The 19,407-nt window shown below is 56.1% G+C and carries 17 protein-coding genes and 2 pseudogenes; 15 read left to right on the forward strand and 4 right to left on the reverse strand.

The features are described 5' to 3' along the window. The first annotated feature begins 319 nt into the window (after window positions 1–319). The 9 genes and pseudogenes from J3O30_RS29720 to J3O30_RS29760 all read left to right on the forward strand — a co-directional run bounded on the left by J3O30_RS29720 (window position 320) and on the right by J3O30_RS29760 (window position 9,246). Window positions 320–1,171 carry an electron transfer flavoprotein subunit beta/FixA family protein gene (locus J3O30_RS29720; RefSeq protein ID WP_077988142.1) on the forward strand — a complete coding sequence of 284 codons (852 nt, stop codon included), beginning with the start codon at window positions 320–322 and terminating at the stop codon, window positions 1,169–1,171. Between the two features lie 17 nt (window positions 1,172–1,188). After that, on the forward strand, window positions 1,189–2,325 hold the full coding sequence (locus J3O30_RS29725; RefSeq protein ID WP_077988143.1) for an electron transfer flavoprotein subunit alpha/FixB family protein: 1,137 nt from the start codon (window positions 1,189–1,191) through the stop codon (window positions 2,323–2,325). After that, window positions 2,312–3,619, forward strand: coding sequence for an FAD-dependent oxidoreductase (locus J3O30_RS29730; protein ID WP_077988144.1), 1,308 nt, complete (start codon window positions 2,312–2,314; stop codon window positions 3,617–3,619). Before J3O30_RS29725 ends, J3O30_RS29730 begins: the two co-directional genes overlap by 14 nt. Window positions 3,620–3,630: 11 nt before the next feature. Beyond that, complete coding sequence (locus J3O30_RS29735) at window positions 3,631–3,927, forward strand: ferredoxin family protein (protein ID WP_018068357.1); 297 nt, start codon at window positions 3,631–3,633, stop codon at window positions 3,925–3,927. A gap of 195 nt (window positions 3,928–4,122) precedes the next feature. Further along, window positions 4,123–5,682: a nif-specific transcriptional activator NifA gene (gene nifA / locus J3O30_RS29740; RefSeq protein WP_207585702.1), complete on the forward strand. Its 1,560-nt coding sequence runs from the start codon at window positions 4,123–4,125 to the stop codon at window positions 5,680–5,682. A 196-nt stretch (window positions 5,683–5,878) separates the two neighbouring features. Then, on the forward strand, window positions 5,879–7,372 hold the full coding sequence (nifB, locus tag J3O30_RS29745; protein ID WP_077988146.1) for a nitrogenase cofactor biosynthesis protein NifB: 1,494 nt from the start codon (window positions 5,879–5,881) through the stop codon (window positions 7,370–7,372). A 15-nt stretch (window positions 7,373–7,387) separates the two neighbouring features. Beyond that, a complete protein-coding gene (locus tag J3O30_RS29750; protein WP_018484288.1) occupies window positions 7,388–7,582 on the forward strand; it encodes a 4Fe-4S dicluster domain-containing protein in 195 nt (64 codons plus the stop codon). A gap of 272 nt (window positions 7,583–7,854) precedes the next feature. Beyond that, entirely contained in the window at window positions 7,855–8,061 is a 207-nt protein-coding gene (gene nifT, locus J3O30_RS29755; RefSeq protein ID WP_028734772.1) for a putative nitrogen fixation protein NifT, read from the forward strand. 136 nt (window positions 8,062–8,197) lie between these two features. Beyond that, window positions 8,198–9,246: pseudogene (locus tag J3O30_RS29760) on the forward strand (class I SAM-dependent methyltransferase). A 119-nt stretch (window positions 9,247–9,365) separates the two neighbouring features. On the opposite strand, the pseudogene J3O30_RS33505 reads toward J3O30_RS29760, so the two are convergent. Beyond that, window positions 9,366–9,486 (reverse strand): annotated as a pseudogene (locus J3O30_RS33505) (DUF982 domain-containing protein); the annotation flags it as partial. Between the two features lie 77 nt (window positions 9,487–9,563). On the opposite strand from J3O30_RS33505, the gene J3O30_RS29765 reads away from it, so the two are divergent. The 6 genes from J3O30_RS29765 (at window position 9,564) to J3O30_RS29790 (ending at window position 15,636) form a co-directional block, all read left to right on the forward strand. Further along, window positions 9,564–9,995 (forward strand): transposase, encoded by a 432-nt coding sequence (locus tag J3O30_RS29765; RefSeq protein WP_046669441.1) that lies wholly within the window; start codon window positions 9,564–9,566, stop codon window positions 9,993–9,995. Continuing rightward, window positions 9,992–10,348 carry an IS66 family insertion sequence element accessory protein TnpB gene (gene tnpB / locus J3O30_RS29770; RefSeq protein ID WP_077988147.1) on the forward strand — a complete coding sequence of 119 codons (357 nt, stop codon included), beginning with the start codon at window positions 9,992–9,994 and terminating at the stop codon, window positions 10,346–10,348. The genes J3O30_RS29765 and tnpB overlap by 4 nt, the downstream gene beginning before the upstream one ends. Before the next feature lie 71 nt (window positions 10,349–10,419). Next, a complete protein-coding gene (locus J3O30_RS29775; protein WP_077988148.1) occupies window positions 10,420–11,952 on the forward strand; it encodes an IS66 family transposase in 1,533 nt (510 codons plus the stop codon). Window positions 11,953–12,588: 636 nt separating this feature from the next. Continuing rightward, on the forward strand, window positions 12,589–12,786 hold the full coding sequence (locus J3O30_RS33515; protein WP_077988149.1) for a hypothetical protein: 198 nt from the start codon (window positions 12,589–12,591) through the stop codon (window positions 12,784–12,786). 309 nt (window positions 12,787–13,095) lie between these two features. Beyond that, on the forward strand, window positions 13,096–14,199 hold the full coding sequence (locus tag J3O30_RS29785; protein ID WP_077988226.1) for a histidinol-phosphate transaminase: 1,104 nt from the start codon (window positions 13,096–13,098) through the stop codon (window positions 14,197–14,199). Window positions 14,200–14,607: 408 nt separating this feature from the next. Continuing rightward, entirely contained in the window at window positions 14,608–15,636 is a 1,029-nt protein-coding gene (locus J3O30_RS29790; protein ID WP_077988150.1) for an LLM class flavin-dependent oxidoreductase, read from the forward strand. 623 nt (window positions 15,637–16,259) lie between these two features. Here J3O30_RS29790 and J3O30_RS29795 read toward each other — a convergent pair. The 3 genes from J3O30_RS29795 to nodC are packed head-to-tail and all read right to left on the reverse strand — an operon-like array spanning window position 16,260 to window position 19,392. Next, window positions 16,260–17,039 carry an ABC transporter permease gene (locus J3O30_RS29795; RefSeq protein WP_077988151.1) on the reverse strand — a complete coding sequence of 260 codons (780 nt, stop codon included), beginning with the start codon at window positions 17,037–17,039 and terminating at the stop codon, window positions 16,260–16,262. 3 nt (window positions 17,040–17,042) lie between these two features. Then, complete coding sequence (nodI, locus tag J3O30_RS29800) at window positions 17,043–18,077, reverse strand: nodulation factor ABC transporter ATP-binding protein NodI (RefSeq protein WP_077988227.1); 1,035 nt, start codon at window positions 18,075–18,077, stop codon at window positions 17,043–17,045. 37 nt (window positions 18,078–18,114) lie between these two features. After that, window positions 18,115–19,392, reverse strand: a complete 1,278-nt coding sequence (nodC, locus tag J3O30_RS29805) for a chitooligosaccharide synthase NodC (protein WP_077988152.1) — start codon at window positions 19,390–19,392, stop codon at window positions 18,115–18,117. Between the last annotated feature and the right edge of the window lie 15 nt (window positions 19,393–19,407).

The raw sequence follows: 19,407 nt of genomic DNA on the forward strand, positions 1-19,407 counted from the left end.
GTTATCACCGGCAAACCGAAGCTCGATACACGCCGACCGCACCAGATCTTCAGTCCCCGTACTATCTCCCGGGGGCCGGCTCGTATCGCAGCTATCATGGAGTTGTCCGACCTGAAGCCTATCGAACCGCCATCCGTTCGCGGTGGTGATCGGGCGGATTGCGACACGACATGTCGGCAACCCTACAAAACCCCTCCGCATAGCGACAACGAAACATGTGCAATCTCGAAGGCTTACCGCCGCAACCTGATTGGCACGAGTAGTGCTCAGAGTAAGCCGGGTCCCTAAAGCCCAAATCCGATTGGGAGCTTAAACGATTATGCACATCGTGGTCTGTATCAAACAAGTGCCGGACTCTGCGCAGATACGCGTCCACCCGGTGACAAATACGATCATGCGCCAAGGCGTACCGACCATCATTAACCCTTACGACCTGTTTGCTCTCGAAGAGGCACTACAAGTTCGTGACCGCTATGGGGGCGAGGTGACCGTTCTCACGATGGGACCGCCCATGGCTGAGCAAGCGCTACGCAAAGCCCTCACCCACGGCGCAGATCGCGCAGTGCTTCTGACCGACCGCCACTTTGCTGGATCTGACACGCTGGCGACCTCGTATGCACTTTCTCAAGCAGTAGCGAAAATTGGCGAGAGCTATGGGGCGCCTGATATCGTCTTTACCGGAAAGCAGACAATTGACGGCGACACGGCCCAGGTCGGACCCGGAATTGCAAAGAGGCTGAACCTCCAGCAACTGACTTACGTAACGAAGATTGTCTCCATTGATCCCACGTCGCGCGAGCTCATGGTTGAACGGCACGCGGAGAGCGGCACGCAGATGCTGAAGAGCACGTTGCCATGTCTCATCACCGTGCTGGAAGGTGTCAATGCAATCCGCCGGGGCTCTCTCGATGACGCCTTCCGTGCCGCGCGAAGCCCGGTTCTTAAATGGGGGGCCGCTGACGCCGGCATTGGGGAGTTGACCAAATGCGGCCTAAGGGGATCGCCGACGGTCGTGAAGCGAGTATTCGCTCCTGGTCCTCGCGCCGAAAAAGCTATGCAAATGGACATTAACGACAAAACGTTGGCCGAGGTCGCGGCGGACACGGTCGCTGCAATTTTTGCCCGCGAGCCTGTTTTGGAACGCAAGCTCACGTCCCATGGCGATCGGTGAGCAGCGAGGAGTAGATTTTGGTCGCTAGAAAAAATGAAACGCCGGCAAACGCGGTCGGCCGCGCCAGCTCAGGGAAAAAGCTGCTTAAGTGTTTCGAAGATCACCGGCACGTCTGGGTCTTCATGGAACTTGAGCGCGGCAAGGTTCATCCCGTATCGATTGAACTCCTCGGAGAAGGCCGCAGACTAGCCGATAAGCTGGGCGTTCAACTGGCCGGGGTAATCCTCGGTTCGTCTGAAGGCGTGGGAACCAAGCCTGCGATCGAAGAGGCCTTCGCTTACGGAGCTGATGTCGCCTATCTGGTAGAGTCGCCCCTCCTCGCCAACTATCGAAACGAACCCTTCACCAAGGCTTTGACGGATCTGGTCACTACTCACAAACCAGAAATTCTCCTTCTCGGCGCGACCACGCTCGGCCGCGACCTCGCCGGTGCTGTAGCAACGACCTTACAAACGGGGCTTACGGCTGATTGCACCGAGCTGGATGTTGATGGAGATGGTTCACTCGCAGCGACACGGCCAACTTTCGGCGGGTCCTTGTTGTGCACGATCTACACGCTGAACAGCCGGCCGCAAATGGCAACGGTGCGGTCCAGGGTCATGGCGACGCCGCAACGTGAGGATAAGCCAATTGGGCGCGTTATCCAGCACGAACTCACAATGGTCGAGGAAGCGATCGTCACCAAAGTCCTCGCATTCCTCTGCAACGACGGATCTGAGCAATCCGATCTGGCCAACTCCGACATCGTGGTTGGGGGTGGACTCGGCCTCGGCGCTGCAGGAAACCTGCAATACTTGAGAAACCTTGCAACGACGATCGGCGGGGGAGTCGGGTGCTCGCGGCCACTGGTCCAAAAAGGCTGGATGCCTGCTGATCGACAAATTGGTCAGTCCGGCCATACCATTAGACCTAAGCTTTACATCGCGGCGGGAATATCTGGTGCGGTCCAGCATCGCGTTGGCGTCGAAGGAGCCGATCTGATTGTCGCCATCAACCTCGACCAGAACGCTCCGATCTTTGACTTCGCCCACATCGGCGTTGTCGCTTGCGCGCTGGAGTTCTTGCCGGCGTTGACAGAAGCTTTCGCCAGGCGAATGCCACCGCACAATTCTATCAAGGGTATGGATCGAGGAAGGCTAGATGACCAAGAGTAAGTTCGACGCGATCGTCATTGGTGCCGGTATGTCCGGCAACGCCGCAGCGTACTCGATGGCTCGTCGCGGTCTAAAAGTGCTGCAGCTGGAGCGCGGAGAACATTCGGGCTCTAAGAATGTTCAGGGGGCTATATTATATGCGAACATGTTGGAGGCGATTATCCCAAACTTCCGAGATGACGCTCCCCTGGAACGGCATCTGGTCGAGCAACGATTCTGGCTAATGGATGACTCGTCGCACACGGGCGTGCACTATCGCTCTGATGACTTCAATGAACTGAAGCCAAACCGGTATACGATCATCCGTGCCCAGTTTGACAAATGGTTCTCATCCAAGGTGCGCGAGGCGGGCGGCACAGTCCTTTGTGAAACGACAGCGACGAAACTTGCTCGAGATCGGAGCGGTAGTGTAATAGGCGTTTACACGGACCGAGAGGGCGGTGTGATCCTCGCGGACGTAGTCGTCCTTGCTGAGGGCGTGAACGGACTGCTTGGAACACGAGCCGGTTTACGCGATATGCCGAAGCCAGAAAATGTGGCACTCGCTGTCAAGGAAATGCATTTTATGCCGGAAGAGGTCATCGCAGAGCGCTTCGGCCTCAACGGTAGCGAAGGCTGTGTGATCGAAGCCGGCGGCACGATCTCACGCGGAATGGCCGGACTGGGCTTCCTTTATACCAACAAGGAGTCGATCTCGGTGGGGATCGGCTGCCTCGTCTCCGGTTTAGCGGAAGGCATGGAAAATCCGTACCGCCTTCTTGACGCCTTCAAGCAACATCCCTCGATCCGACCATTACTGGCCGGATCAGAGATCAAAGAATACGCCGCGCATCTTATTCCTGAGGGGGGCTTCAAGGCAATCCCCCAGCTCTTTGGCAACGGGTGGGTCGTCGTGGGCGACGCGGCGCAACTAAACAATGCCGTGCATAGGGAGGGGTCGAACCTTGCGATGACATCCGGCCTCATGGCGGGTGAAGCGATCTTCCAGATAAAGAGCCGTGGCGGTCTGATGACGAAACGCAATCTCTCTCTCTATAAGGGCATACTGGACAAGTCGTTCGTCATGAAAGACCTGATCAAACACAAAGATCTTCCAAGCCTCCTCCACACCGACAGTAACAATTTTTTCATGACGTATCCAACGCTTATCTCTCAGGCGGCTCAAAATTTTGTGCGCGTCGACGGTGCACCTAAAATCAACAGGGAGAAGGCTACAGCTGCCTCCTTTATCAACGCACGATCCCGTTGGGGGTTGATTAGCGACGCGGTTCGTTCCGCCGTATCTTGGCGTTAAAGGAAAATTCGATGAAGGCGACCATCATTGAGCGCATTGAGGATAAGCTGTACCAAAACCGGTATCTCGTCGATACTGGACGCCCGCACATTACGGTGCGACCGCATCTGTCGCCGAGCCCAAACCTCCTCGCCTTGACGCAAATCTGTCCGGCCAAATGCTACGAGGTGAACGAAATTGGTCAGGTGGCGATTGTTTCGGATGGCTGCTTGGAATGCGGCACATGCAGAGTGTTATGCGAAGCGAGTGGCGACATAAAGTGGAATTATCCCCGGGGCGGGTTCGGGGTCCTCTTCAAATTCGGATGAGGAGTCCCTACCTCCGCCGGGATAGCAGCGATCGATGCAGCTGCATTAGCGGCGGCGATTGAATGTGCATCCACTCAACCTTTCGAAAGGCTAATTTTTGCGCCGTCGATAACACGTATTTTTAACTTAGGAATATGCGTTAGCATATTTCGCGTACCAGGGTAAAAAGCAGTGCACCCTCCCCTGTTTGTAGGCATGATTAAACCAGAGGCGCGGCTCCATATTCTCTACGACATCTCCAAAGAGCTTATCTCTTCTTTTCCTCTAGACAACTTGCTGAAGGCTGCCATGAACGCCCTCGTCGAGCATCTGCGATTGCGCGATGGCGGAATCGTGATTCACGACTCCGGAGGAGAGCCCTGGATAAGCGTGCGAGCTCCAATTGGGCACGACGTTCGCTCACGTTCTCTTACGATTGAACAGGCGGACGCAATAAATCGTGTCATCGTTAGCGGTGAGAAGCACTTTGGGAAAAATTCTGCCGTTCTCCCCGTTAAGGTAAACCGGAAAGCAATTGGCGCATTGTGGATTGATTTCGCGCAGAAAAGCGGAGATCAGGACGAAACCCTTCTGGCGATGATTGCCGTCCTGATCGGCTTAACCTGCCAGCGCTATCACGAATTGTGCAGCGATGGCGGCTCAGTCGCCGAGGAACAACAAGCAGGACAGATTCCGAAAATCAAGCCGAAGTCTCATCCCACCCAAATCGATAAAATCGACTGGATCGTCGGGGAGAGCCCCGCGCTCAAGAGGGTATTAGCTATCACCAGGATCGTGGCCGCGACGAACTCCGCGGTGCTCTTGAGAGGAGAGAGCGGCACTGGCAAGGAATGCTTTGCAAGGGCAATACACGCGTTATCGATACGGAAAAGCAAGGCGTTTATTAAGTTGAATTGCGCCGCGCTGTCGGAAACCGTTCTGGAATCCGAATTGTTTGGCCATGAGAAGGGCGCTTTCACTGGCGCTCTCCTTCAACGAGCTGGACGTTTCGAACTGGCCAATGGCGGAACGCTGTTGCTTGATGAAATTGGCGATGTATCACCACAATTCCAGGCGAAGTTATTGCGCGTGTTACAGGAAGGCGAATTCGAACGTCTCGGCGGAACGAAGACATTGAAAGTAGACGTTCGAGTTATATGCGCCACCAACAAAAACCTTGAAGTGGCCGTCCTTCGAGGGGAGTTCAGAGCCGACCTCTATTACCGGATCAATGTGGTGCCGATCATTTTGCCGCCACTTCGGCAGCGCGACGGAGACATTTCGCGTCTAGCGCAAGTGTTCCTCGAGCAATTCAACAAGGCAAATGATCGAAATTGCGACTTCGGGCCGTCGGCAATAGACATTTTGTCGAAATGCGCCTTCCCCGGCAATGTTCGCGAGCTGGACAACTGCGTTCAAAGGACCGCCACTCTCGCCAGTTCAAATACCATCACTTCATCGGATTTTGCCTGTCAGCAAGACCAGTGTTCTTCGGCGCTCCTCCGGAAAGCCGACGGCGACGGTATTGGCAACGACGCGATGCATGGTCTCGACCCGCGAGATACAATGTCGGGCGGACTGGGCGCCCACGCAGGCACTCCCAGCGGTGCCGCAGCCACAATCGAGGCAGCGGGCCTCACCGAGCGTGATCGGCTGATCAACGCAATGGAGAGGGCTGGTTGGGTACAGGCCAAAGCGGCTCGTATCCTGGGTAAAACGCCGCGGCAGGTCGGCTATGCGCTACGCCGGCATCGTATCGATGTGAAGAAGGAGTGACGGCGATCGCCAAGAACTCCGTAAGCGTGGCCCAACGACTTCGGGCGCGATCTATTTTCATTTCTATAAGACATCTCCGGCAGCAAACGGGGAAACGAGCGGTAAGGCGACATAAGCGCTGAACAGCAATGTCTCGTCGACCGGAATCTCTCTTGCTTTTGGAGCTGTAACCTTTCCTCAACAGTGGAACAGTGCGATGTGGGAACCGGAAATAAAGGTCGGGACGACCAGCAGTACCCCCTCCCACCGGGCGCCGATGGCTCCCGCTATGCCCGGTGGCCGCGCATCTTCGTCCTATGGCCTTTCGGTGACGGATGACAAAGATGCGCGGATCTGGGAGAGAATTAAAGATCATCCCTGCTTTTCAGAGCAAGCGCATCACTATTTCGCTCGCATGCATGTCGCGGTCGCACCTGCGTGCAACATCCAGTGCAACTACTGCAATCGCAAATATGATTGCACCAACGAAAGCCGTCCCGGGGTCGCATCAGTAAAGCTAACTCCCGACCAGGCACTACGAAAGGTGCTTGCCGTCGCCAGCAAAGTGCCGGAGCTTTCCGTAATCGGCGTTGCCGGACCGGGCGACGCTTGTTACGACTGGAGGAAGACCGTAGCGACGTTTGAAGGAGTTGCGAGAGAAATACCTGACATCAAACTATGTATCTCCACCAATGGATTGGCGCTTCCGGATCATGTCGATGAGCTAGCTGACATGAATATCGATCACGTGACGATCACTATCAACATGGTGGATCCGGAGGTAGGGGCGAAGATCTATCCATGGATAATTCACGGACATCGTCGATACACTGGCATAGAAGCTGCCGGGATCCTTCACGAGCGCCAAATGTTGGGTTTGGAATTGCTGACCAAGCGCGGCATCCTCACCAAAATCAATTCGGTTATGATTCCAGGCGTCAATGACACGCACCTCGTCGAAGTTAACCGATGGATCAGAGACCGCGGTGCATTCATGCACAATGTGGTGCCCCTGATTTCCAAGCCTACGCATGGTACTTATTACGGTCTTACGGGTCAGCGTTGCCCGGAGCCGTTCGAACTGAAGGCACTTCAAGACTGTCTCGATGGCAACGTTAAGCTTATGCGCCACTGCCAACAATGCCGGGCCGACGCCATCGGTTTGCTGGGCGATGATCGCGAGCGAGAGTTTGCCCTCGACCAGATCTCCACCAAAGTTGAATTCGACACCAGCAAGCGCGAGGCCTATCGCAAGCTGGTCCAGCACGAGCGAGGGGATCAACTGGCAGCAAAATTGGACGCGAACAAAGCAGTCAAGTCACTTGGTTCTTCGCGAACCCTTGCTGTTGCCGTGGCGACTAAAGGTGGCGGCCGGATCAACGAACATTTCGGTCAGGCAAGGGAACTCCAGGTGTATGCAGTCTCACGAAAGGGGATCAACTTGGTGGGACACCGCAAGGTCGAGCAGTATTGCCTCGGTGGTTTAGGCGAGAAGGCCACTCTCGATCACACTATCGTTGCACTCGACGGCATCGACATTCTGCTTTCTTCCAAAATCGGCGATTGCCCAAAGAAGCGGTTGGCAGAAACTGGCGTGCGAGCCAGTGACGCATTTTCCTATGATTACATCGAGACTGCGATTGGCGCGCTATACGCCGCCGAGTTTGGCGGCAAACCGGCGATGCCGACGGCTTTAGGCCCCTCTAATTGAATCAGGAGCTAAATCATGGCCTTCAAGATCATTATATCCCAATGCACCCAGTGCGGCGCTTGCGAATTTGAATGTCCCTCAGATGCGATCAGTTTCAAAGGTGAGGGATATGTTGTGGATTCAAAAAAATGTACCGAGTGCAGGGGTGAGTTCGACACGCAACAATGCGCTTCGGTGTGTCCGATGCCGAAGACCTGCGTCCCTGCCTGATCGTCACCGGACTAAAGCGCAAAATGGGACGAGTGGTCAGTGGTCTCCTAGGCGAACATGAGGTTAAAAATTCACGTCCCACCAATATCCCATCCAGTGAGCGATGCGCGCAACCTGAGTAGCCGACGTTGGCCCGGGAACGGATGCCGTCCAAATTTCAGACAGAGCAATAAGGGAGATATCGGCCTGGGCATATGTCGTACTGAACTAACAGGCTTTGATAACGCTCGACGTCCGGAGCTCCAAAGCCGCCACAACGAGAAGGGACATGCATGAGAGTGACAATCAGCAGAACTGACGTCGGCTTATCGGTCTATATTCACAAGAAAGACCTTGAGGAACCGATCATTTCGGTTGAGCACAAAAACCTATGGGGCGGCTTTATTTTGCTGAAAAATGGATGGCGGATAGCCCTCCCCGAGCTATCGCAGAACAGGCGCCTGCCCGTTACTGTCGACGCGAGGAGGCTATCCAGTTAGCGTGTGCGCGGGTCGATAGATGAGCGTCGATGCCAAGCGCAAGCGGGCATACACCCCGAATAGGGGGCATCGAGTTCCCGATCCATTGAAGGCGGCCATCGGCAAGAGGCCGCCCGTAAATCAGGAGGAATCCGACATGACCCAACTCAACGACACAACGCTTGAGAAGCTCGTGGACCGCATCCTTGGCGACCTTGGCGGTGCATTCAGCGTGCCGCTGGTGCGGATCGGCGATGACCTCGGCCTCTACAAGACGCTGAAGGAGATCGGACCCGCGACGGCCGAGGAGGTTGCCGTGGCCGCTAGATGCGCGCCTCGCTATGTGCGCGAGTGGCTGGCAGCGCAGGCGGCTTCGGGCTATGTGCATTGCGAGAATGGCCAGTTCTCGCTCACGCCGGAGCAGGCCTATGTGTTTGCTGAACCCGACAGCCCGTTCAACCTGATTGGCGCGTTCGATACCGCTGCCGCGATGGTCGGAAATCAGCCGAAGGTGCAGTCTGCCTTCAAGACCGATGAAGGCGTTGCCTGGGGCGACCAGGCTGGCTGCATGTTCTGCGCTGTAGCGCGGCTGTTCCGCCCTGGTTACGTCAATGCGCTGGTCCAGGAGTGGCTGCCGGCGCTCGATGGCGTGATCGCCATGTTAAAATCGGGTGCAACGGTGGCCGACGTCGGTTGCGGGCACGGGTATCGACGGTGCTGATGGCGCAGGCCTTTCCCAATTCCCGGTTTGTGGGCTACGACTTCCATATGGGCTCGGTCGCGGCTGCGAAAGCGCACGCTGAGGCGCACGGGTTGACGAACGTGCAGTTCGAGGTGGGCCGAGCGCAAGATTTCGACGGCCGGGATTTCGACTTGATCACCTGCTTCGACTCCCTGCACGACATGGGCGACCCGAAAGCCGCGGCGTCTCATATCAGAAAGGCGCTGAAAGACGGCGGCACGTGGATGGTCGTCGAGCCGATCGCGGGAGATACGTTGGAGGAGAACATCAATCCGGTCAGGCGCCTCTACTACTCGGCGTCGACGATGATCTGCGTTCCCACCTCGCTTGCGCAGGAGACAGGGCTGGCGCTAGGCGCGCAGGCAGGCGAACGGCGGCTGACCGAGGTGATCCGGTCCGGCGGCTTCACCCATATCAGGCGCGCGGCCCAGAGCTCGCTCAACATGGTGCTCGAAGCAACCTGACGGCAAGGAGTGGCGCGTCCGTGTCCGGCCAGTTGGGGCGGGCGCTCCGCGCAGACGCGACGTCGAAAGCGGGTAGCCTTTGAGATTCGGGCTATCCTGGGGCTCGAGGGCAGATCCGGTCATCGCGCTCTAACTCCCTGCCGGACGAGAGAGAGCTGCGATACCCGCCTCATCGGCCACATGCAGAAGCGCTTACCGGAGTTGTTCCGGGGCAGTCTTACCGCTCAATGCGTCGACGCAAGGTAAGCGGTGCCTTGACCCCACCTTCCGGATCAGCGTGTGATTGTTGATGTTGTTGCCGAACGAGGCTTCGACATATGACGATTACAGGATTTACGCATGGCACCAGTGAAGATGTGCCGTTGCAACGGTTTGAGGTTTTCACGGGAACAGGCCGTCGCCGCGACTGGAGCGACGAGGAGAAGGACCGCATTGTCGCCGAGAGCTATAGCGGCGAGATGTCGGTCAGTGCTGTTGCGCGTCGGCATGGGTTGTCGCCCGGACAATTGTTTACCTGGCGTCGGCAGGTGCGAAGTCAGGCGAAGCAAGACTCGCCGTCAATGTTTGTGCCAGCGGTAATTGATCGTCCGGCAGAGCCACCCCCGACACGGCGAAAGACGATAACGAGGAGCGCACTTCCAATTGCGGCAATCGAGCTGGAGGTTGGCGGCGCGATCGTCAGGATCGCATCTGGCACGGACAGCGCGACCATTGCTGCCGTGATCCAGGCCTTGAAGGCTCAGTCGTGATTGGTCCGTCCGGTGCGGTAAAGGTGATGATCGCCACCAAGCCCGTCGACTTCCGCAAAGGTGCTGAAGGATTGGCAGCACTGGTGAAGGCGGAGATGGGTGCTGACCCATTCTCTGGCACGATCTACGTGTTCCGCGCCAAACGAACGGACCGGATTAAGCTGATCTTCTGGGATGGCAGCGGCGTGTGCCTGGTCGCCAAGCGGCTTGAGGATGGCGAGTTCCATTGGCCTCGAATGCAGGACGGCGCGATGCATCTGACGGCCGTTCAGTTCTCGGCGCTGTTCGAGGGATTGGACTGGAAACGCGTGCATACGCCGAGCGAAACGCGCACGCCGGTAAGGGCTGGATGACGGCCGCGACCAATTGAATCAGCATCATCCAGCCTCTCGATCCGAGCGGTAAAATATGCTGTTCTTGGCGCATGACGATAACGGCGGACGAGCTTCCGGATGACCTGAACGCGCTGAAAGCGACGGTGCTTTCGCGCGAGGCGGAGAATGCCCGCCTGCGTCAGATCATCAAGGAATTGCAGCGCCACCGCTTTGGTCGCCGTGCCGAGACGCTTCCCGAGGACCAGCTTCTGCTTGGGCTTGAAGAGGCCGAGCAAGTCGAGGCTGCCGGTCTCGAAGACAATGAGCAAGCCTCCCCTGCTGTTCGACAGGCGCAGGTCGCCAAACGGCGCACGAACAGAGGTTCGCTGCCAGCGCACCTGCCGCGCATCGAGATCGTGGTCGATATTGATGACCATGCCTGTCCTTGCTGCCGCAATAACCTGCATCGGATCGGCGAAGATGTCAGCGAGAAGCTGGACATTGTGCCCGCCCAATTCCGCGTGCTGGTGGTGCGCCGCCCAAAGTATGGCTGCCGGGCCTGCGAGGAGGTCGTTGTCCAGGCTCCGGCCCCGGCAAGGCTGATCGAGGGCGGCATTCCGACAGAGGCAACTGTCGCCCAGGTTCTGGTCTCTAAATATGCCGATCACCTGCCGCTGTACCGCCAGGCGCAAATCTACAAGCGCCAGGGCATTGATCTTGATCGTTCGACGCTCGCCGACTGGGTCGGCCGTGCCGCCTGGCATCTGCGCCCAGTCCATCAGCGGCTGCTTGATCATTTGAAGTCGTCGTCCAAGCTCTTCGCCGACGAGACGACAGCTCCGGTGCTCGATCCGGGACGTGGCAAAACCAAGACCGGGCAACTTTGGGCCTATGCGCGTGATGACAGGCCATGGCAGGGCAATGACCCACCAGGCGTCGCCTATGTCTATGCGCCGGACCGCAAAGGTGAACGGCCTATGGTCCATCTCGATGGCTTCGCCGGTATCCTGCAAGTAGACGGCTACAGTGGATATCGCCCGCTCGCGGCAAGGAACACCGTGTCGCTGGCCTTCTGTTGGTCCCACGTTCGACGCCGCTTCTATGAGCTGGCTGCCGCCGGTCCCGCGCCCATCGCCAGCGAGGGGCTCCGACGCATCGCCGAACTTTACAAGATCGAAGACGAGATACGTGGCCGGACCCACGAGGAGCGTCGTGTCGCCCGTCAGGAAAAAAGTCGTCCGATTACCGACAGCCTCGCTCCCTGGCTGCGTGAACAACTCGGCTACATCAGCCAAAAGACAAAGCTCGCTGAAGCCATCCGTTATGCCTTGTCACGCTGGGACGGCTTGACCCGCTTCATCGACGACGGCCGGATCGAGATCGACTCCAACACCGTCGAACGATCCATCAGGCCAATTGCCCTCAATCGCAAGAATGCGCTATTTGCCGGGTCCGACGCCGGGGCCGAACACTGGGCGACCATCGCCTCGCTCATCGAGACTGCCAAGCTCAACGATGTCGAGCCACTGGCCTATCTCTCAGACGTCCTCACGAAGATCGTCAACGGGCATCCAAATAGCCAGATCGACGACCTGCTGCCTTGGGCCTATGCCGCAAAGCACGAACTCAAAGCCGTGGCCTGAAAACAGCGCTTACGACGCAAGCTTTGACGGCAGCCACATATTCCTCGCCGTCATAGCGTCGTTGATCAAGAGACGCGCCGCGTTGCCCAGCGTTCACACGATCTTGCGAGATGCCGGGCCTTGCAACGCAAACCCGCATCCTTTGTCCAGCGTGCCTTGGACCCAGTGTGCTTCGTCGTTGACTGTATCGCCTCTATCCTGCGCCATTTTAGCCGAGTGGCTTTCTGACGGGACCGTAACGGTATTCGAGAGGCAATTGAAAGTGAGGCGAGACACCGTCCGAAGATGGCTCGCTCAGTCGTTGGTAATGATTTACGAACGCCCGCTTATGATGGTTTTCATGTCTGGCTGCCAATGCCTCGATTTAATGCCGAAACATTGTGCAAGGGGGCTTTCGCCTCAGGCGTGATCGTTATTCCTCCCGGGCAACGGTTGTTGATCCTATGATCATAAACGCCGGTGATCGCTTATGTTTGGGAAGCGTCGTGGTCCGATTTATCGTCAGCTATAGCAACGATATCGAAAATCCCTGAACAATCTCAATGAAAGCCGTTCTGAAGTGTCGATAACCTACTGAGATTCTGTTCAGGGTCATCGCTTATCGGCTAGACTGGTAACACGACGACTGAAAAGATCATGGATTTCGACATTGCCAATCTGCTCGATTCAGACGAGGCAATGGAAGCCGGCGATTCAAAATTTATCGCCTCAGCCCTCGGCGTTCTTGCCGCGCGAGGCGCACCTGACAGCCGTTGTCGTATCCTTAGAAAGAACCCGTATGACGCGGAATTAGTTGTCGCCAAGGATTATGTCGAAATCGATGTCATCGATTAGATGAGCCACGCCAATTGAATCGTAACGCTGGCCGGGTAAGTTTCGAGAAGGCCATTTCGATCGACTTCTTATCGCGCTGCCATTTTCGAAACATGTGCTCGCGGACAGTCGGCAACGTCCCTGCTCTCCTGTCCCTTCCCGCACAGCCTGCCAGTCAATTGATAGCATGGATGGATGCCATGCATAGAAACGATTTTACCAACCGTATGAAAATCCAATAAAAAAGTCGCGAGCCGATATGGAATGGACGAACAGGAGTATTTGTACCGGCACAATGTGATCGCCCCAGCGAATGAAACGGAGAAAAACATGTCTGATGCAAAATTGCAGAGCGTGCTTTCGGCTCTTTCGGAAGTGCCCGGACAGCTGAACGCTCTGCCTTCCAGTAAGGCGCCGGATGCTGGTTGCATCAAGCTAAACACGAATGAAAATCCATTTGCGTTGCCGGCAGTTGTCATGCAGAGCGCTATTGCTGCCCTCGAACGGCAGTATCTGTATCCGGAAAATGACAACATCAGTCTGAGGGAAGCAGCCGCCCTTACCTATGACCTCTCCAGAGATCAGGTGATCGCCGGGAACGGATCATCTGAACTTCTCGGGCTTATCTACAGGGCATTCCTTGCTCCGGGTGACACTGTCGCGATGGTGTCGCCGGGGTTTTCATTCAACCGCAAACTGGCCTTTTTGCAAGGAGCTGATTTTCTGGAAATTGGGTGGGGGGAAATTCACTCATTGCTGTCAAAGCAATTACTCCTCGGACCAGCAAAAGATGCCAAGTTCATTCTGTTGGCTAATCCGAACAACCCAACCGGAACATTTATTCCGATTGCTGACATCGAACTCCTTGTGGCACAATCGGATCGGTTGATTGTTTTGGATGAAGCCTATGTCGACTTTGCACCTGACGATGCTCTACGTCTGGTTAAGCGTCATGCGAACCTCCTGCTCTTAAGAACATTTTCGAAGAGCTATGCTGCTGCGGGCATTCGAGTTGGGCTCGGATTCGGTCATCCTGAGGTCATCGGCAGACTGCGAAACATACAGAACGTCTTCAACATGAACGTGATTGGCCATGCTGTTGGCGTCAGCATCCTTTCGAATCGGTCCGCCTACGACGAGAACCACAAGCAAATTAAGTATGAGAGACAGCGAGTGAGCGCAGCGCTCTCGCAATTTGGTTTCACCGTAACTCCCTCGCATGCAAACTTCCTGCTGGCCCGTGTGCCAGCGGGAAGAGACAGCGTCTGGTGGCAAGCCTCCCTGGAGCGGAAAAAGATACTCATTGCTGTCTTCCCCGATAGAGGACTGGAATATTCCATCCGCGTTAGCATCGGTACAAAAGCGCAGATGGATGCATTTCTTGCGGCGGTCAGCGATATTATGGGAGCTGAGGATCTCGAAGGCCGGCCTTAAAGCAACGCTGCCTCTCCTCTATGCGTTGCATAAACATGATATGGCGGGCAACGGGAGGCCGCTGCTCGATACTATCCGCCCGGTTTGGACCGGCCATCAAAGTCAAATCAGGAACCATCTTCACAAAAGGCGCGCGTCGGCACGACCTGCAAAGCGTCGACGAAGCCACCGGGTCGGCATTCTCTAGGCCTTGGTGATGTAGAGCGGGCCGACGCCTGACGGTGGACTTTCGGCAACAGCAAAATCACAGATCGCTGCGGGCAATTTCGAGATCTCAATGATCTGCCCTCGCAGACGCAAAGCTCAGAGGTAAGTTCGCCCTGAGCATGAGATCATGTCCGCTCAGCAATCCAAGTCTTAAATTTGGATCGGTGCCTGAAGGATGTGCATGAACGTTGGAGATACGGAATGAGAAACGCCTTTCCTGCAAAGCTAAGCTTCGGCATCTTTGATCATTTGGACGAGGATGGTCGCGACCTCGCACAACAATATGCAAATCGCCTTACGCTAGCAGAGACCTGCGATCGGCTCGGTTTTTATGCGTATCATCTCGCAGAGCACCATTGTACTCCGCATGGCAGAGGCCCATCGCCGAATTTGTTCTTATCGAGCGTGGCACAGCGCACTCGTCATCTTCGCGTCGGCCCCATGGTCATGCTGCTAAGCCTGTGTCATCCGCTACGCGCGTTTGAAGAGATCTGTATGCTTGACCAGTTGAGCGGTGGTAGGCTCGAGTTGGGCATAGGCCGCGGATCACTCCCAATCGAATTGGGCTACTTTGGAATTGATGCGGACGCGGTGCCGGAGCGTTACGCCGAAGCCAGTGAAATCCTTGTCAAGGCAATGAAGGGCGGTACGCTATCCTACCAAGGCGATCACTTTGAGCTAAACAACGTACCATTGACGCTGAAGCCTTATCAGCGTCCACATCCGCCCATTTGGATCGCCACCAACCGGCCCGAGTCTGCAGCTTGGGCCGCTGCAAATGGCGCGAATATCGCGTGCCTAGGACCCGCGTCTGTTGTTCGAAAAATTACTGATGCCTTCCATTCCCATCGAGAGGACTACGATGGCACGAACGACCAAGCCTCATTTCTCGGATTGCTCCGAATGGTGGTGGTCGGACGTTCTGCCGCGCATGCCTATTCACTCGCGGCACCTGCTTACGAACGATGGGTTAAGAGCTTCAAATTTCTATACGATATCAATGCGATCCCAGTTCCGTCAAACCTGCCGCTGACCTTGGATGCCGCAATTGAGAGTGAATTGTGCGTAGTAGGAACGGCAGCCTCTGTGCGACGGTCTCTTCTTGATCAGTTGGAAGAGGCAGGCGCCAACTATCTTCTGTGTCAACTCGCGTTTGGAGATCTGCCATTGGACGCTTCAATATACACTGCTATGACCATTCAGTCCGACATTATGGATCGGGTTGGTTGACTTCGGCAACCACTTGGCGCGCCGCCTGACCTTTCCCCGTGGACTCCGCAACTAACACCAGTTATCCCATGCCGCCTCCACGACACAATTGAATCTAGGAGTCGGCCCGAAGGAGCCCCGGCCTGACCTTGCTCGAAAGTTTTTCGGAGTTCCCTCCAACGGTTTTGTGACGTGGCGGATGTCGTCACTGATCAGATTAAGGCTGGCTTAGGGGAATTGCCAGGCTGTCTGTTGCTTTCTCTAGCCGATAACGTGGCGGTTCCGGCCTAGGTTTCTGTGGGTCATGTCATCGAGGATTGTGTCGTCCCTAGAAACCGCAAGATCGCGTACAGACCAACGGCTATCGCCGACCCTGATTGATCAGCTGACGGGGCTCGGCAGCACGGTCGTCATCGGCGGCATCGCTGGGCTCACGCAGACCATGCTGGCCGAGGCCGGAACAATGGTCGTTTGACCTTGGCATTAGGCCGCGCAATCGTAGTGAGGTGCTGACGGTGGCAGCCATAGCAAATTGGTGAGGCGGCATCACGCCGCTGGAGCCGGGGGTCGTCGCTGCCCCAATATGGTTGGCGGTGATGGCCGCGGAGACGCGATGTGCCCTTTTACTTGCTAAGCAGCATTCTTCACCGCATCAGTCGCCGCCGAAGCAATGCGGTAGACAAGAAGAATGGTACGACTATGTAGATGCAGAGAACGCCGATATGCAGGCAGACATTGGCGATTGGTTGGCCCAGCATCGTCGGGCGGATAACATCTATCGAATGTGCCAAGGGCAAGAAGGCCGCTATCTGTTGGAATGCTACGGGCAATTGGTCTACGGGAAAGACTGCGCCTGATAAGAATAACATCGGTGTGATGACAAGCGTTTGGTAAAATATGAAGTAATCGTAGCTGGGCGCGAGGGCCGTGACGACCATTCCAAGGCTCGCAAAGGCTAAGCCAGTGAGGGCGATGACCGGAAGCGCATAGAGAAGGCATAACCAATGTGTGTATCCCAGCGTGGCGGCGACGATACCAATACCGGTGCCCGCCAGCGCCGCCTTAGTTGCTGCCCATGCCATTTCCCCAACGACGATATCCCCTAGTGTGAGCTGTGTGTACAACATTGCTTCCCAGGTGCGCTGGCCCTGCATTCGGCCAAAGGCCGCATAGATAGTCTCGAAGGTTGCAGCGGTCATCGCGCTTGTCGCGATCATTCCAGCCGCCAAAAATGCAGTGTACGATACGCCGTCAACGCGCCCTACCATCACTCCCAATCCAGCGCCGAGCCCGAATAGGTATATTATGGGATCGGCCAGATTTCCGAGAATGGATGCCAGCGCCGCTTTTTTCCAAGCCAGATAGTTTCTGCGCCAAACTGCGAGCCAGTTCAAACCGCCAGCGGGTAATGTTGCTACGCTCATCGTCTACTTCTCCATCTCGCGTCCGGTTAACCGCAAGAAGACATCCTCTAGATTTGGTGGACGCTCCAGCAAGCGCAGGCCCGAATATCCACGCAGTTGCGCGCGCACCTGCTCTGGATCAGGCGTGTAGCAGAACAGGGTCTCTCCGCTGATTTCCAGTCGCCTAGCGTTTGGCCTGATCAAAAGACTAAGCTCCTGCGGATCGCCACCATAAATTTCGATCACGGGACAGCCAATCTGCTCCTCGATCAGGGCATGCGGTCGGCCTTCGGCGATCTTTCGCCCAGCTTCAAGCACGCACAGCCGGTCGCACAAGCGCTCCGCCTCTTCCATGATATGGGTGGTCAGAAGAATTGTCTTGCCTCGTGCCAACAGCGATCGAAGCCTCTCCCAGATCAAGTGTCGCGCGTGTGGGTCGAGACCAGTGGTCGGCTCGTCCAAAATGAGTAGCTGTGGGTCATTAATGAGCGCACGCGCCAAAGTGAGGCGCCGCTTCATTCCTCCCGATAGGTCTGCCACACGCGTATTCGTCTTGCTCTCAAGTCTCGCAAAATCAAGCAGAGACGGGATGACCGCTTCGATTTCTCGGGTGCTCATGCGGAAGTAGCGGCCGTATACCAAAAGGTTTTCGCGAACCGTGAATTCCAAGTCGAGATTATCGAACTGTGACACGATCCCGATTTTCGCGCGTGCCAAGCGAACCTGGCCCGGCTCCTGCGCTCCGAGTACAGTGATCTTGCCTGCACTTGGCGACGTCATTCCTAGGATCATACGGGTGATCGTACTTTTACCTGCGCCGTTCGGTCCTAAAAGACCAAAACACTCTCCTGCGGCGATAGTAAACGACAAGTCATTGACGACGACTTTACCACCATATGATTTCGAAACGCCGGCCAGGTCGATTGCGACTGGGGACAACGAGCCAGAAGGCGAGTCTATAGCCTTAAATTTCGAACGGCCCTGCCGCTCCGATATGATGATATGATCCTGGTGCGGATCAGCGATTGTCGTCTTCAAATTCGCCAATTGCCCGTTCATTTCTTGTCCCAAATTTTGAGCTGCGGTGACCCGTTCATCACTCGCCACTATAGGCAATTTCAGATGTCGCCCGCCCTGGCATTTTGGTGGCGCCCTGCTGACCAACAGTGGGCGCAACAGCGACTGATCCGCGCGACAGCCAGTCGCTATTGGACAAGGTACAAAGGGCATAGGCCTTCAAGGGAATTAAGAGAAAGATGTTCACGAGCGTGTGGAGAGCAAAACCCAGAAACCTAAGTTCGCGGGCGCGATAGGCAGCCACGCTGCATCGTACAAGAGTCATGGATCCGATCACCAGGATCGTCCACCATGGTACTGTGGCGGTCAGCGCAAACTGGCCAATACCCGTCAATACCGACAGCGCAAGAAGCAGAAGGCCGCCATTTTGCCCGATTGCGTCCAGCGTGAGATACCGATCGAGGCCAGGCAGTATGGGGAGCGCAAGCAAAGTATCCCGAAAGGTGCTGCGTGCCCACCGTAGTTGTTGACGCAAATAAACACCCATTGTGTCAGGAACGACTGTCGCCGCGATGGCGCTCGGAACATACTCAGTTCGAAAGCCTGCGCTCAGCATGAGAATCGTCAAATGGCGATCTTCACCGAAGTCACTCGGCTTGCCGCGATAAAGCTGCGTCTCGTACTGATCGAGCAGCGAAAGCATAGCAGACCGACGGTACATCGCACATGGGCCGCAGCAACACATAACTGCACCGAAGCGAGCTTGTGCCGCGCGCTCCTCGTTGCAGGCAAGCCAGTACTCCATGTCAATCAAGCGAGTTAGCCAGGTGTCCGCCTGGTTACTGGCTTTCATTTGGCCCATCGCCGCACCGACTGCTGGATCGCGCATCTTGTGGGAGAGCTTCGAGACGACGTCGGGGGCGATCGTCGTGTCTGAGTCCACATTCAAGATGAGGTCCCCAGAGGACTGGGTTATAGCGGCGATTTGCGCTTTGCGCTTTCCAACATTTTTAGGGAGAATTGTGAAGTTGAATCTCTCATCGTCTGCATACACAGCGCGCTGAGCCACCACCGCGTCCCGATTTTTGGAACCATCGTCGACTACATAAATACGCAATTTTCCGACGTAGTCCTGTTCCGCAAGCGACGCGAGGCATTCCGAAAGAACGATTGGGTCCTCGTTGAAGCACGGCACGATGACATCAACGCTCGGCACGGGGGTGGATTCAATGTCTTTCGCAGGTGTTGTTGAGATCGTTGTCCGCCTAGCATGAAAAACCTGCGCGCTCTTGTAAACGGTGGAGAGCATTGCATAAAGCGAGACGGCGGCGATGCTGGTTGTTGCGAGCAGGGTCATGGTTTCTCGTTTGTC

It is taken from the genome of Rhizobium sp. NZLR1, assembly GCF_017357385.1.
Lineage (GTDB): Bacteria > Pseudomonadota > Alphaproteobacteria > Rhizobiales > Rhizobiaceae > Rhizobium.

Bases quoted from the DNA above. Each gene is read 5' to 3' on its own strand.
- J3O30_RS29720 (WP_077988142.1), top strand. From the start codon at position 320: ATGCACATCGTGGTCTGTATCAAACAAGTGCCGGACTCTGCGCAGATA.
- J3O30_RS29730 (WP_077988144.1), top strand. From the start codon at position 2,312: ATGACCAAGAGTAAGTTCGACGCGATCGTCATTGGTGCCGGTATGTCC.
- J3O30_RS29735 (WP_018068357.1), top strand. From the start codon at position 3,631: ATGAAGGCGACCATCATTGAGCGCATTGAGGATAAGCTGTACCAAAAC.
- nifA (WP_207585702.1), top strand. From the start codon at position 4,123: ATGATTAAACCAGAGGCGCGGCTCCATATTCTCTACGACATCTCCAAA.
- nifB (WP_077988146.1), top strand. From the start codon at position 5,879: ATGTGGGAACCGGAAATAAAGGTCGGGACGACCAGCAGTACCCCCTCC.
- J3O30_RS29750 (WP_018484288.1), top strand. From the start codon at position 7,388: ATGGCCTTCAAGATCATTATATCCCAATGCACCCAGTGCGGCGCTTGC.
- nifT (WP_028734772.1), top strand. From the start codon at position 7,855: ATGAGAGTGACAATCAGCAGAACTGACGTCGGCTTATCGGTCTATATT.
- J3O30_RS29765 (WP_046669441.1), top strand. From the start codon at position 9,564: ATGACGATTACAGGATTTACGCATGGCACCAGTGAAGATGTGCCGTTG.
- J3O30_RS29775 (WP_077988148.1), top strand. From the start codon at position 10,420: ATGACGATAACGGCGGACGAGCTTCCGGATGACCTGAACGCGCTGAAA.
- J3O30_RS33515 (WP_077988149.1), top strand. From the start codon at position 12,589: ATGGATTTCGACATTGCCAATCTGCTCGATTCAGACGAGGCAATGGAA.
- J3O30_RS29785 (WP_077988226.1), top strand. From the start codon at position 13,096: ATGTCTGATGCAAAATTGCAGAGCGTGCTTTCGGCTCTTTCGGAAGTG.
- J3O30_RS29790 (WP_077988150.1), top strand. From the start codon at position 14,608: ATGAGAAACGCCTTTCCTGCAAAGCTAAGCTTCGGCATCTTTGATCAT.
- J3O30_RS29795 (WP_077988151.1), bottom strand. From the start codon at position 17,039: ATGAGCGTAGCAACATTACCCGCTGGCGGTTTGAACTGGCTCGCAGTT.
- nodI (WP_077988227.1), bottom strand. From the start codon at position 18,077: ATGAACGGGCAATTGGCGAATTTGAAGACGACAATCGCTGATCCGCAC.
- nodC (WP_077988152.1), bottom strand. From the start codon at position 19,392: ATGACCCTGCTCGCAACAACCAGCATCGCCGCCGTCTCGCTTTATGCA.